Source organism: Bacteroidales bacterium (assembly GCA_035353855.1).
In the GTDB taxonomy this organism is placed as follows: Bacteria; Bacteroidota; Bacteroidia; order Bacteroidales; family CG2-30-32-10; genus DAOQAK01.
In genome coordinates, this window is sequence record DAOQAK010000027.1 from 20,748 (window position 1) to 33,841 (window position 13,094).

Below are 13,094 nucleotides of genomic sequence, written 5' to 3' on the forward strand. Positions count from 1 at the left end.
GCAGCCTTTAGTGTTTTCTATAAAGTTTATCGGTTAAAACCGCCACCAAACAGCAAGTGCGGGCACGTTTGTTCCATTATAATTATAAAAAACATGGAAGTAATAATTACCAGAACAAATAAAAAAGATTATCCTCAAACTGAGAATTTAACTCGCGAAGCATTTTGGGATGTTTACAAACCGGGTTGCGATGAACATTTGATTTTGCATAACATAAGAAATAGTAAATGTTTTATTGGCGAGCTTGATTTGGTTGCAACAGTAAATAATAATATTGTTGGTCATATAATAAGCACTGTAGCCAAGGTTGTTGATACAAATGAAAAAAATCATAAAGTTGTATGTGTAGGACCTATTTCTGTTATACCGGAATACCAGGGAAAAGGGATAGGCTCAAAACTAATGAGAAGTAGTATTTCAATTGCAAAAGAATTAGGTTTTCCGGGAATGATACTTTTTGGAAACCCCAATTATTATCACCGCTTTGGATTCAAAAATGCGTTGGAATATAAAATATCAACAAAAGACTGTCAGAACTTTGAGCCATTCATGGCTTTAGAAATTCAGGAAAAAGGATTTGAAGGAATACAGGGAAAATTTTATGAAGACGATGTATTCATAATTGAATCTGAGGAATTGGAAGCATTTGAAAAGAATTTTCCTTACAAAGTAAAACATGTAACCCCAACCCAATTGAAATAAATAGGAAACATAAAAACCTTGTATAAAACAAAACATAAGCATTGTGACATTTAACTTTTTATCTTTCTACTTACGACTTATGTCTTGATACTTACTACTTAATTCTTTCTTACATCAAAATTTAACTATCTTTGGTCATTATAAATTAAAAGGAGGTTTTTATGAATGGAATAACATATGTTTACATTATTGGTGCAATAATTTTTATTTTCCTGATTGGAATCAGGATAGTACGACCCACACACAAAGGGTTGATTGAACGTTTGGGTAAATACAATCGTTTCGCAAGTGCCGGATTTCATTGGATAATACCCGGTATTGAAAAAATGTACCAGATAAATATTACCGAACAAATGGTAAATGCCGAATCGCAGGAAATTATCACCAATGATAATTTAAATGCTAAAGTCGATGCACAGGTTTATTTTAAAGTAAAAGATGACGAAGTAAGTGTAAAAAGTTCAGTATACAATGTAAACAACTACCAATGGCAGATTGTGAACTTAGCACGTACTACATTAAGGAATATCATAGGTACATTAACTTTAAAATCGGCAAATAGTGAAAGAGGAAAAATAAATGCGGATCTGTATAAAACGCTTCATACAGAAACCAGCAACTGGGGAATTGAAATTGTTCGTACCGAATTAAAAGAGATCGACCCACCCAAGGATGTTCAGGAAACCATGAATAAAGTAGTAAAAGCTGAGAACGAAAAAATTGCTGCTATTGATTTTGCCACTGCACGCGAAACAGTTGCCGATGGCGAAAAGCGCGCCAAGATAAAAGAAGCTGAAGGTATAAAGCAGGCAAAGATTTTACATGCTGAAGGAGAAGCCGAAGCAATACGACTGGTAAATGAAGCTGCTGATAAATATTTCGTGGGTAATGCGCAACTGCTGAGAAAATTGGAAGCTGTAGAAAAATCACTTTCTGAAAATGCGAAGATTGTTGTCCCGACCGACACTGAACTTGTTAATGTTATTGGCGAAATGGCCGGAGTGTTGCCTTTGAAAAGGAAACCGAAAGAAGAATAGATTCATCGCTTCGCACTGAATGACAAAAAACATTATAGTATAAAAATAAAAAATGCCCGGAAATTTTTCGGGCATTTTTATTTATTTTTTAATAATTTTATAATGCAATTGCGAAAACCCGTTCTTATGCCTGTAAACATTCAGTAGTTTTAATTCAATTCGGCTGTTTTCGGCAATAAAATCAAAAAGTTTTATTTTATTTGAACCATTTATTTCAGGTGCAATAAGCAGGTTTATTTCATCAGCAAGTCCCTGGTTTAGAAGCACACAGTCGAGCATACCTCCGGTATCAGTTATCAGTTTTTTAACTCCATAATTTTTTCGTAAAGCCTGAAAAGCATCGCTGAGGTCAACATGATCCTTGCCTGCATAAATAATATCATAATCTCTTTCTTCAAGATATTGCAAATATTTTTTAGGTGTTTTTTCCGAAACCATAACAATAATATCTTTCATAAATGACATACGCCTGTATGAATGCAAAATACCGTTTAATTGTCCGCGACTATCGGCAATAACCCAATATGGTCTTGGGTCATCCATGTTAAATAAAGGTTTTCTGAAATCCGATTTTTTTTCTGTCGGAATTTTTATGACCGCGCTTTTTAAAGTATTTGAGCCGACAACATATGCCTGGGCTTCGAATGATGCGGCTATCGTGTAATGCAGGTCCAGGTCGGCAGCAAAATCGGTATATGCGCCATCAAGCGTAATCGTGTTGTGAATAATAATTTTTGGAAGCATAATTTTTTGTTTAAATAATCTTTCTAAATAAAGCAACAGTGGAAACCAGAGTCCACGAGCCTTCCAGTATAACAAACGGAATATAATTCAACATAACTGAAGCCACGCAAGCAAGTGCAGCTCCAAAAATATTCATGATAAGATACCAATTATTTTTTTTTGAAAATTTGAAAATAAGGTTTAGTGAATATGCAAGCAGTAGTATAAAAACACCAACAGTACCAATCAAATCTGTTAAATTCATAAAAAGTATTATATCTTTGAAATGCTAATATAATATTTATTATGAAAAAACTGTTTATATTTTCACTAATTATTTTGTGTTGTTTTCATTTGAATGCACAAAATAAAACCCGTAAACCTGTCGATTCTGTTGGATTTGCAACTAAAGCATGGCAGATGGATTCAATAGTGAAACGATTGCATAAACAATATGATTTATATTATGATTCTGTTTATCAGAAAAATAATTTAACGAATGATATTGCATTCAGGTTTGCAATTTCTCCGCATGATGATTACACTTATGCAGGTTTTTTATATGATGTAACTTTTAGTCATATAAAAGCAAAGACAGTTATAATATTTGGCGTTGCGCATAAAGCAAAGAAATTCGGGATTGAACGGAAACTGGTTTTTGATTCGTTTGACGAATGGCAGGAGCCGTACGGAAACATTGCCGTTTCACCTTTGCGTCAACAGTTGATGAATGCATTACCTCGGAATGATTATATTGTTCATGACAGCTTGCAGATTGTTGAACATTCAGTGGAAGCTTTTGTTCCGTTCCTTCAGTATTACAATAAAAATGTTGAGATCATTTCCATTCTTGTTCCTTATATGCCTTTTGCTGATATGCAGAAATATTCTGATGATATGGCGAAAGCATTGAATGAAGTGATGAAAAAAAATAATCTGCAATGGGGAAAAGATATAGCATTAATAGCATCAACCGATGCAGTGCATTACGGTGATGAAGACTGGGGCGGAAAAAATTATGCACTGTATGGATGTGATGAAAAAGGATTTACCGATGCTGTTAATTTTGAACACCAGATAATGAATGAATGTCTTGCAATTCCTGATTCTAATAGTGCAAAGAAATTTTTTGAATATACCGTACAAAACAATGATTGGCGTGAATATAAATGGACATGGTGCGGAAGATATTCTGTTCCATTTGGAATGTTGACAGCAAATAAACTTCAAAAATTATCAGGAACACAACCGTTAAAGCTGATGATTAGCGACTACTCTACAAGCATTGCCCACAAACCATTTAAATTAGATGATATCAAAATGGGAGCAACTGCAATTGCAAATCTGCATCACTGGGTTGGCTACGCTGTGGTGGGATATAAATAATTCAGAATTCTAAACTCTGAATTAAATTTTATTTTCTTTTTAATTCAATGATTGTGATTTCCGGCGTCATTCCTATTCTTCCGGGGAATCCAAGAAATCCGAAACCGCGATTTACATAAAGGTATTGGTTGCCCTCGTTATATAATCCCGCCCAGTGAGGATACATGTATTCGAGCGGGCACCAGTAAAACCCGCAGCAGTCAATTCCAAATTGCATAGCATGTGTATGTCCCGATAAGGTGAGGTCGGCATTATTTTTCCCTGCTACTTCGGCATCCCAGTGTGAAGGAATATGTGTAAGCAGAATTTTAAACACAGCATTTTCAACTCCTTTGATCGCAACTTCTAATTTGCCGTATTGCTTGAATGGCGGTGTTCCCCAGCTGTTCACCCCTATGATTGCTATGGAGTCATTATTTTTTTTAAGAACATAATTTTGATTTATTAGAAGTTTGAACCCTGCTTCCTGTTCAATTTTTACAAGGTTGTTGAAGTCTTCCGTTTTTTCTTTAATGGTTTTCCAACGACGGTAATCACCTACATCATGATTTCCTAAAATGGAGAAAACGTTAAATGGTGCGTGAATTCTTTTTAATTCGGGCAACATCATTTTTGCTTCATCAGAAAGGTTATTGATTAAATCGCCGGTGAAGAAAATGATATCAGGTTTTTCGCTCATCATCAAATCAATTCCTTTGCGAACGTCAAGCGAATCGGAAAAACTGCCAAGATGCATATCCGATATTTGTGCAATTTTAATCCCATCGAATGTTTGGGGAAGATTAGGAAATTCAATACTGACATGTTCGACTTTAAAATTTGTTTTGCCGAAAATAATTCCGTTCAATACTACGAACATCATTATAATTGTAAATATAACTCCAATAAAACTGAATATTCTGAAAGAAGAAATGTATTGTAAAATTTTATTTTCAAATTTTAATTTCTTTAGAATTAATGCAGGGATCCTGATGATGTATTCAATCAATGCAAATGAAAGTAAAATAAATTTTGGTAAAAAGAATAATGAGAATATTCCGGTTAGGAAGAAATAATTTCTGTAAATAATATAATCAGGTTTGTTGGAAAAGCGAAGTGTTACAAAATAAATTAATGATAACAGAGCTATTAAAATTATTGTGAAAAAATAAATTCTGCTGAACCTTCTTTTTAAAACAGGTTTTGCTTTCATCCGGAATGCATGCTTAATTGCAATAAATGAAAAGAATTCGATTATTGCGATAAATAAAACAAAAATTAATATAGCCCAAATCATAGTAATGCAAAGTTATCAGAAAATCTGATTTATGAATTTTAATGTTTGAAGTATTTTATTAAATTTGAAGAAATAAAATATAAATTATGGACAAGTTTTTAGCTGAAGCGATAAATGAAGCCAAAAAAGGTCTTGCTGAAGGCGGCATTCCTATTGGCTCTGTGATAGTTTATGAAAATAAAATAATTGGAAGAGGTCATAATAAACGAATACAGCGTGATAGTGTTGTTTTGCATGGTGAAATGGATGCGCTTGAAAATGCTGGTCGTCAGACGGCTTCGGTTTATAAAAAATGTACGTTGTACACAACTTTATCACCTTGTTCAATGTGCAGTGGCGCAATATTGCTTTATGGGATTCCGAGAATTGTGATAGGTGAGAATAAAACATTTATGGGTGAAGAAGAACATTTAAAATCACGAGGAGTGGAAGTAATTGTTGAAGATAATCAGGAATGTAAAGATTTGATGGAACGCTTTATTCATGATAAACCTGAACTTTGGAATGAGGATATTGGAAAATAATTTTTAAAAATATTAGTGCTGTCATAAAAATAGGTTGTACTTTTGTTCCCGATAAATACAAAGATCATAATGAAAAATTTAATCAATAACTTCTTAAATAATAATTCGAATAATAATATTCGGAACGGGAGGCTATTGTAGATACTAATAAAAAATAAAAATATTCAAGCCTCCCGATTTCGTGGAGGCTTTTTTTTGATAAAAATTTTATAATGCATTTACTGAACATTAATAATAACAATAATATTAAACCACCAACTGCGACGGTCGCATTCTTATTGTTATGAAGCCCATCGGAAACAACGGGCTTTTTTTATTACTGCAAAAACTATAAACCAAATAAAAATAAAATTATGAAGTACAAGGAAATCTTAAAAACAGAAGAAGCCATTGCGTTGGTAAAAGAGACATTCGCCAGAGAATTGTCGAAACAATTAAACCTGATAAAAATTTCATCACCGCTTGTAGTGCTTGATGGCACCGGTATTAACGATGATCTGAACGGAGTGGAAAAACCGGTTATGTTTGATATAAAGAATATATCGAAACAAAAAGCAGTTGTGGTTCAGTCGTTGGCTAAATGGAAACGCTTGCGATTAAAGCAACTCGAGATTGATGTGAATGAAGGGATTTTAACAGATATGCGGGCATTGCGTCCTGATGAAGTTTGTTCCTCGTTGCATTCTATTTATGTTGACCAGTGGGATTGGGAATTACATATCGGTCAGCAGCAACGTACATTGTCGTTCCTGAAAAAAACAGTATGTAAAATTTATGAAGCGTTGAAAGAAACGGAAAAAATTGTTCATCATTATGATACAAAGATTCCTGTTTTACTGCCTGAGAAAATTAAATTTTTGCATGCAGAAGAATTATTGCAGCTTTATCCAACGCTGAGTGTGAAAGAAAGAGAAACCGAAGTAGCAAAAGAATATGGAGCTGTATTTATTATTGGTATTGGCAGTGAACTTTCGAATGGTGAACCGCATGATGGACGTGCGCCAGACTATGATGACTGGAGTACAATGAACGAAGAAGAATTTGTTGGGTTAAATGGTGATATCATTGTGTGGCATCCTGTTTTACAATGTGCATTTGAATTATCTTCCATGGGAATCAGGGTTGACAAACATGCTCTTGTATGTCAGCTGAAAGAAAGAAAATGTACTGAAAGAGCAAGGTTACCGTTTCATAAGATGTTGTTGGACGATACGCTGCCTCAGAGTATTGGAGGGGGAATCGGGCAATCGAGGGTGTGTATGTTCATGCTGAAAAAATCACACATAGGTGAAGTGCAAGTGAGCATATGGCCTGAAGATGAAAAAAGAAAACTGACGGAAGCTGGAGTTTGTTTAATGTAGAAAAAGTAAGGGCGGCGCGTGAAACGCGCCGCCCTTACTTTTTAATATTAATTTTTTAAATCTTCTTTTTAACCCGGAAGATTTTTTTGTTATTCGTATTTGCTTACTAATCCGTTCAACCTGCTTTCTATGGCTTGGATTATTTTATTGTCTTTATTTTCCGGGTTGTCGAAATGCATTTTATCTTTCACTTCATTATTTTCAATGATGCATATTTCATTTCCTACAATTTCAATCATGGTTCCTCCTTGAAGCACTTGTGCTTTAAGTGTACATTCTTCAGCAACATCGGCATCATCAAGAATAACAATGTCTGCACCTGCATGCAAAGTGCCATAATCATAAATGTCATCTTTAGTATGAGCAAATAATGCAAAACCTGCTTTCGGATGACGCAATATCATTTTTACATTCTGTTCATGACTTTCATTTTTATAGAACCAGCGTCCGTTAAAGAATACACCGTGTTCATTAAGGTATGCAAAGAATATATCATTTTTAATTTCGTGTAATCTTTTGTTAAGCCAGTTTGCAACATTATCTGATATTTTATTACATGCGATGATTGGAATTCTTCCGGAACCTTCTTTTGGGAAATGAGTTTTCATGATAAACTCTGGAACATTAATAGAGCCGCCATAAGCAGGAGCAAGGTGCATGAATACTCCGGGTCCAGCATTGATTTCAATAATTCCGAAATTTCCTTCACGCCATGATTTTGAAATATCCTGTGACAGCACATCGATCCCCAGGCATTTTACGTTGAAGTATGTCGCAATATCTTCAACCAACTGAATATTCTCAGGATGGATTTTTGGTGTAACATTTATCGATACACCGCCGGCTGAAATATTAGCAACACGTCGCAATGTAATTTTTTCTCCTTCTTTTGGAGTATATTGCAAATTGAGATTTTGAAGTTTTAAAAATTCTTTAAGGTTGTCATCAATTTTTATTTTGCAAAGAGGTGAACGTGCATTATCAAGACGAATCAGTTTATCATTTTCAATTCCGATAAGCTGTTCAATATTATGAGTGCCGTCGCCATCAACAAAAGCAGGTACACGTTCAAGAGCAGCTACAAATTTTCCGCCTACGGCAAGTAAACGATGGTCGGTGCCATATATCTGTTGCTGTACAATAGCTCCTTCAAATGTTGCCCCTTCTTCCTGTGCTGCTTTTATGATTTTCTGGAAAGCTTTTTTTACTTCTTCTTCGCTTTCAATACCGGTGGTTACACCTTGTCCTTTATGACCGGCAACAGGTTTAACAACTACAGGGAAACCGAGCTTCAAGGCTTCTTTTACAATTTCATCTTCTTTAAAACAATTTTTACCAATAGGAGTAGGGAAGCCACACATCATAAGGAAATCAGCTACCATATCTTTGTACATAGTGAATTCCGTATCTTTTATTCCATCAGTATGGAAAGTAGTGGAACGTCCCCTTAATTGTTTTTTGCCATAACCCCACTGGAATTCATTTTCTTCGAAAAGATAAAATACAGGAATATTCAATTTCATTCCGGCTTCAATAAGCGAATAAATAGTTGGTCCGCCAAATAATGTTTTATCAAATGCAGCCTGAAGTTTTACATATTGGGTGTTAAAATCAAATTCACGGTTGTTGCTTATGGCATGAAACCATTCACTTACAAGGTTGGCCACATCTTCAGCAACAAATTCATCGAAGTATTCGATGGCAACAACATACTCATCACCATCGGTGCTAATTGTATATTTGTTAATATATAAATCAATGTCCATCTTCATAGCCATTAGTAACACTTCGCAATAAAGATCGATAACAAAAGGCGTCACTTTTTCTGCTATGGCAGGAAACTGTTTTACAATTTCCTTTTTGAAAAACTCAACACTGTCGCCATTTGGGGCAATATAGATATTAAAGACCAGGGCTTTTTTATCCAAATAAAAATTTGGACCGTTATATGCGAAAAATTTTCGGACCGAAAAATCATTGGTGCGATAATATTGATTACGAAATTTTCGTAATTCCTTATTTTCTTCTTCGAACTGTTGCTTTACTGCATTAATAAGCTTCTTTGCAACTTCCAGGCTATCATTTTCATTGGGTGTTAGGTTTTCTTCCATATTTTAAAGTAAATTTATTTTATACAAAAATTTATTTTTTAATGCATGCTTTTTAATTCTTCAATGAATTTTATAAGCTCCTCTTCTATCATTTTTTTTGAGGTAATTTCTTTTTCAATACGTTGATTTAATTGTTTGATCTCTTCATGCAGTTTATCGTTTTCATTTTTCAGTTCATCTGTTTTATGTATATCGATATTGTAAATTTCATTTTCTTTTTCATGAAGCTTTTTCTCCAATTGCTTCCTTTCATACGATTCCCGCTCACAAAGGTTCTTGAAATCTGATAAATCTAAACGCAGGGTTTCATAATCTTTTTCTAAAACTTTAATTTTATTTTCTTTATCAGATATTTGTCCTTCAATGATTTGTTTTTTTTGCATTAAATCAGCGTTTGCCGATTTTAAATCAGAAAGGCTTCTTTCATAATCCTCTTTAATAGTTTTTATTTGAAGCTGTAGCTGGGAACTTTCGAAAGATTTGTCGATAGCTTTTTTCTCGAGGCTCGATTTTTCAGCAGAAAGAGAATCTATTTTTGCTTTTAAGTTTTTTACTTCATTTTGAATTTCATCCTTGGCAGCAGAAATTTCCTTTTGTGCCGAGGCTTTCATGATGCCAACTTCTTTTTTTGCCAACTCAATTTCTTTAAGGTTATCTTGTTTTATCTTTTCAAGTCCGTCTTTAGCTTTCCTGTATTTTCCCTTTTGCTTTGAAGCAATAATATATAATATAATGAAAACGATACATGATAATAAAAGTATTCCTCCGCCGATGATAACATAAAGCATTTGACTTTTCTGAGTAGCACCTTCTTTTTTCAGCATTTCGTTTTCGGAAGCCAGGTTGATATTTAAACGGCTAAGACTGTCGGATTTTAATTTTACTGAATCGAGATATTGTTCAACAACAATTTTATCGGCTTCGATAAGTTCATTTTGTTTCGAAACAAGCTCTTTTAAAACATCTTTGGTGGAGTCGCTTATAGTGCCTCTGAAAATATCCAGATTCTCAAGTGCGGCTGCACGTTTTTCCATTAAGGTATTTTGCTGTGCAGTAGCAATATTTACAGACAGTAATAATAAAATAAAATACGATGTGATATGTTTCATAATAGTAGTAGTAAATGAAAAGGAAATTAAAGTGTAAAATTACGAAATATTAACCTAAAAATTACTACGTTTGATAACAAAAAGATACCGGAAAATATTTAATTGATTTATATAAATATTACATTTACTGAAAATTTTTAGCATGAAAAAAATAATTTTTATTTTATTCTTATCTGTTTCGACTATCGCTAATGCTCAAAATGCCGATACAAGTATTATAAAATCATTATATGCAGAAGCATTATCGGATGAAACGGCATATAAAAACCTGGAATTCCTCTGTACGAAAATAGGTGGAAGATTATGCGGGTCACCACAGGCTGCTGCTGGGCTTGAATGGGCAAAACAAGTGATGAACTCTATAGGAATGGATACTGTTTATACTCAAAAAATATTTGTTCATCATTGGGACAGAGGAGAAAAAGAAAAAGCAAGTATTGCTTCAAAAGTTTTTGGTTCTAAGGATGTAAATATTTGCGCTCTTGGTGAATCGGTGGGAACACCAATGGAAGGAGTCAACGCTGAAGTTATTGAAGTATTTAGCCTGGAACAATTGAAAAAACTTGGTAAAAAACAAATTACCGGTAAAATCGTTTTCTTTAATAAACCGATGAATCCTGAATATTACAATACGTTCGAAGCATATGGCGATGTGGCTGATATTCGTTTTAATGGCGCATCGGAAGCGGCTAAATATGGTGCAGTAGGAATGATTATCCGGTCGCTGACTTTGCTGACAGATGATTATCCCCATACAGGAATTATGGATTATGATACGTCAATAACCAAGATTCCCGCTGTGGCCATAAGTACCAGGGATGCTGATGTATTAAGCTCGTGGCTGAAGACAGATTATGAACTGATATTCCATTTTAAGACAAATTGTAAATTTTATCCTGAAACAGAATCCTATAATTTAATCGGTGAAATTAAAGGAAGTGAAAAACCAGATGAAATTATAACTATAGGAGGTCATATTGACTCATGGGATTTAGGACAAGGTGCGCATGATGACGGTGTTGGATGTGTTCAAACATTGGAAGTAGCAAGACTTTTCAGGGACCTGCAGATAAAACCAAAACACACGATACGTTTTGTGATGTTCATGGACGAAGAATGTGCGCAGCGTGGGGGAAGGAAATACGCTGTCCTGGCAAAAGAAAAAAATGAAAAACATATTGCTGCCATTGAAAGTGATGCCGGTGGTTTTACACCTGTAGGTTTTGAAATGAAAACATCTATCGATACGGTTAATATAATTGCAAAATGGAAAGATTTATTTTTGCCTTACGGCATATATCAATTTGAAAAAGGTTGGGGTGGAGTAGATATTGGTTTTATGATAAACCGTGGGATTCCTTTAATTGAATTGATGACAGATTCACAGCGATACTTTGATTACCAGCATGCCGGAAATGATACTTTTGATAAAGTAAATAAACGTGAAATGCAGTTAGGAAGCGCTTCAATTGCAGCACTTACGTACCTGATAGATAAATATGGGTTTGTGAAATAATTCAATGCGCTTTTTACTTTTTGCCATTTCGTCATGCGAATACCATTTGCATAGTTATTGTTTGCGCTGATTATTCTAATAATCGTAAATAATGATGAATACTGAGAAGTCCCATTTTTATAAAAGTTTATTATTCCCTGTTTTGATGCTGAGCATTATGTGGGGTGTAAAAACTATTGAATATTTTGGTGGCTATGATTTTGCTTTTTTAGGAATAATGCCTAAAAAATTTTCAGGGCTTATAGGAATAATAACATCTCCATTTATTCATGAGAATTTTTCCCATTTAATATCTAACTCCGTTCCTTTTTTTTTGCTTTCGTTGACCTTGTTTTATTTTTATAAAGGTATTGCGGCAAAAGTATTTTTTCTTATTTATTTTATGACCGGATTATGCGTATGGCTATCAGGGCGCGAAGCATATCATATTGGTGCAAGCGGAGTAGTATATGGTCTGGCCGCATTTCTTTTTTTTAGCGGTATGATTCGCAGGGATTCACGGCTGGCAGCTATTGCATTGGTTATTGTTTTTATGTATGGCAGCATGGTATGGGGAATATTTCCGGAATTTTTTCCGGGACAAAATATATCATTTGAAGCTCATTTCTGGGGTTTAGCAGTTGGAGGATTATTCGCAGTTTATTTCAGGGATTCAGGACCTCCGCAAAAAAAATATTCATGGGAACTTGAACAGGATACCCCTGATGATAATGATGAATCAAAAGATACACTTTCGGATACGTAAAGTTTTGCTGCCGGGATTTTTTAATCCAGAATTTTTTATCTTCCTCTGTCTATTTCCCGTTGCATATCTTTTCCTTTAAGGGTTTCGCGTTTATCATATAATTTTTTTCCCTTGGCTAGCGCTATTTCAAGTTTTGCTAGACCTTTATCGTTTATGAAAAGTAAAGTAGGTATAACCGTTGTCCCTTGTTCTTTTAAACGGTTCTTGATTTTTTTTAATTCTCTTTTTGTAAGTAAAAGTTTGCGGTCACGTCGAGGTTCATGGTTATTGTAAGTGCCATATGTGTATTCCGTGATATGCATGTTCCTTGCAAAAAGTTCTTCGTTTACAAACAGGCAATATGCTTCGGCAATGCTAGCCTTGCTTTCGCGGACTGATTTTATTTCGGTACCGGTCAATACAATTCCTGCACTGAATTTTTCCAACAGGAAAAATTCAAATGATGCTTTTTTGTTTTTTATGTTTACCTGGTTTGCCATGTTGTAATTGTGGGAACAAAAGTAAGCAAAATTAATGTTACTGATATTCCCTCGGTATTTGATTGTTTATAACATCAGCGGTTATGTTTATATAAATGCCATATGATAAGATCTGTACTATTAAA

13 protein-coding genes are annotated in these 13,094 nt (G+C 34.3%); 7 read left to right on the forward strand and 6 right to left on the reverse strand.

All coding sequences use genetic code 11. The features are described from left to right. The first annotated feature begins 93 nt into the window (after positions 1 to 93). Both PKK00_08320 and PKK00_08325 read left to right on the forward strand, forming a co-directional pair. The gene (locus PKK00_08320) at positions 94 to 702 is read left to right on the forward strand and encodes an N-acetyltransferase (GenBank protein ID HNW98399.1); all 609 of its coding nucleotides are present in this window, start codon (positions 94 to 96) and stop codon (positions 700 to 702) included. Positions 703 to 863: 161 nt separating this feature from the next. Continuing rightward, positions 864 to 1,739: an SPFH domain-containing protein gene (locus PKK00_08325; GenBank protein HNW98400.1), complete on the forward strand. Its 876-nt coding sequence runs from the start codon at positions 864 to 866 to the stop codon at positions 1,737 to 1,739. 81 nt (positions 1,740 to 1,820) lie between these two features. Here PKK00_08325 and PKK00_08330 read toward each other — a convergent pair whose 3' ends face one another. Together PKK00_08330 and PKK00_08335 are read right to left on the reverse strand one after the other, a co-directional pair. Then, positions 1,821 to 2,483, reverse strand: coding sequence for a dihydrofolate reductase family protein (locus PKK00_08330; GenBank protein HNW98401.1), 663 nt, complete (start codon positions 2,481 to 2,483; stop codon positions 1,821 to 1,823). A gap of 10 nt (positions 2,484 to 2,493) precedes the next feature. After that, entirely contained in the window at positions 2,494 to 2,727 is a 234-nt protein-coding gene (locus PKK00_08335; GenBank protein HNW98402.1) for a hypothetical protein, read from the reverse strand. Positions 2,728 to 2,768: 41 nt separating this feature from the next. On the opposite strand from PKK00_08335, the gene amrB reads away from it, so the two are divergent. Continuing rightward, positions 2,769 to 3,848, forward strand: a complete 1,080-nt coding sequence (gene amrB / locus PKK00_08340; GenBank protein ID HNW98403.1) for an AmmeMemoRadiSam system protein B — start codon at positions 2,769 to 2,771, stop codon at positions 3,846 to 3,848. Positions 3,849 to 3,876: 28 nt separating this feature from the next. On the opposite strand, the gene PKK00_08345 is transcribed toward amrB, so the two are convergent. Further along, positions 3,877 to 5,124, reverse strand: a complete 1,248-nt coding sequence (locus PKK00_08345; protein ID HNW98404.1) for a metallophosphoesterase — start codon at positions 5,122 to 5,124, stop codon at positions 3,877 to 3,879. A gap of 86 nt (positions 5,125 to 5,210) precedes the next feature. On the opposite strand from PKK00_08345, the gene PKK00_08350 reads away from it, so the two are divergent. Continuing rightward, positions 5,211 to 5,648, forward strand: coding sequence for a nucleoside deaminase (locus PKK00_08350; GenBank protein HNW98405.1), 438 nt, complete (start codon positions 5,211 to 5,213; stop codon positions 5,646 to 5,648). 353 nt (positions 5,649 to 6,001) lie between these two features. Next, entirely contained in the window at positions 6,002 to 7,009 is a 1,008-nt protein-coding gene (gene asnA, locus PKK00_08355) for an aspartate--ammonia ligase (protein HNW98406.1), read from the forward strand. A gap of 89 nt (positions 7,010 to 7,098) precedes the next feature. Here asnA and PKK00_08360 read toward each other — a convergent pair whose 3' ends face one another. Next, positions 7,099 to 9,120, reverse strand: a complete 2,022-nt coding sequence (locus PKK00_08360; protein ID HNW98407.1) for an acetate--CoA ligase family protein — start codon at positions 9,118 to 9,120, stop codon at positions 7,099 to 7,101. 38 nt (positions 9,121 to 9,158) lie between these two features. Continuing rightward, complete coding sequence (locus PKK00_08365; protein HNW98408.1) at positions 9,159 to 10,229, reverse strand: hypothetical protein; 1,071 nt, start codon at positions 10,227 to 10,229, stop codon at positions 9,159 to 9,161. A gap of 142 nt (positions 10,230 to 10,371) precedes the next feature. Between PKK00_08365 and PKK00_08370 the strand changes: the two genes are divergently transcribed. Together PKK00_08370 and PKK00_08375 are read left to right on the forward strand one after the other, a co-directional pair. Then, complete coding sequence (locus tag PKK00_08370) at positions 10,372 to 11,745, forward strand: M20/M25/M40 family metallo-hydrolase (GenBank protein ID HNW98409.1); 1,374 nt, start codon at positions 10,372 to 10,374, stop codon at positions 11,743 to 11,745. Positions 11,746 to 11,836: 91 nt separating this feature from the next. Continuing rightward, on the forward strand, positions 11,837 to 12,490 hold the full coding sequence (locus tag PKK00_08375; GenBank protein HNW98410.1) for a rhomboid family intramembrane serine protease: 654 nt from the start codon (positions 11,837 to 11,839) through the stop codon (positions 12,488 to 12,490). A 35-nt stretch (positions 12,491 to 12,525) separates the two neighbouring features. Here PKK00_08375 and smpB read toward each other — a convergent pair whose 3' ends face one another. Continuing rightward, positions 12,526 to 12,969, reverse strand: coding sequence for an SsrA-binding protein SmpB (gene smpB, locus PKK00_08380; GenBank protein HNW98411.1), 444 nt, complete (start codon positions 12,967 to 12,969; stop codon positions 12,526 to 12,528). Between the last annotated feature and the right edge of the window lie 125 nt (positions 12,970 to 13,094).

Excerpts from the sequence above, each read along its gene's own strand:
- PKK00_08325 (HNW98400.1), top strand. The coding sequence starts at position 864 with ATGAATGGAATAACATATGTTTACATTATTGGTGCAATAATTTTTATT.
- PKK00_08330 (HNW98401.1), bottom strand. The coding sequence starts at position 2,483 with ATGCTTCCAAAAATTATTATTCACAACACGATTACGCTTGATGGCGCA.
- PKK00_08335 (HNW98402.1), bottom strand. The coding sequence starts at position 2,727 with ATGAATTTAACAGATTTGATTGGTACTGTTGGTGTTTTTATACTACTG.
- PKK00_08370 (HNW98409.1), top strand. The coding sequence starts at position 10,372 with ATGAAAAAAATAATTTTTATTTTATTCTTATCTGTTTCGACTATCGCT.
- smpB (HNW98411.1), bottom strand. The coding sequence starts at position 12,969 with ATGGCAAACCAGGTAAACATAAAAAACAAAAAAGCATCATTTGAATTT.
- PKK00_08350 (HNW98405.1), top strand. The coding sequence starts at position 5,211 with ATGGACAAGTTTTTAGCTGAAGCGATAAATGAAGCCAAAAAAGGTCTT.
- PKK00_08360 (HNW98407.1), bottom strand. The coding sequence starts at position 9,120 with ATGGAAGAAAACCTAACACCCAATGAAAATGATAGCCTGGAAGTTGCA.
- PKK00_08365 (HNW98408.1), bottom strand. The coding sequence starts at position 10,229 with ATGAAACATATCACATCGTATTTTATTTTATTATTACTGTCTGTAAAT.
- PKK00_08320 (HNW98399.1), top strand. The coding sequence starts at position 94 with ATGGAAGTAATAATTACCAGAACAAATAAAAAAGATTATCCTCAAACT.
- amrB (HNW98403.1), top strand. The coding sequence starts at position 2,769 with ATGAAAAAACTGTTTATATTTTCACTAATTATTTTGTGTTGTTTTCAT.
- asnA (HNW98406.1), top strand. The coding sequence starts at position 6,002 with ATGAAGTACAAGGAAATCTTAAAAACAGAAGAAGCCATTGCGTTGGTA.
- PKK00_08345 (HNW98404.1), bottom strand. The coding sequence starts at position 5,124 with ATGATTTGGGCTATATTAATTTTTGTTTTATTTATCGCAATAATCGAA.
- PKK00_08375 (HNW98410.1), top strand. The coding sequence starts at position 11,837 with ATGATGAATACTGAGAAGTCCCATTTTTATAAAAGTTTATTATTCCCT.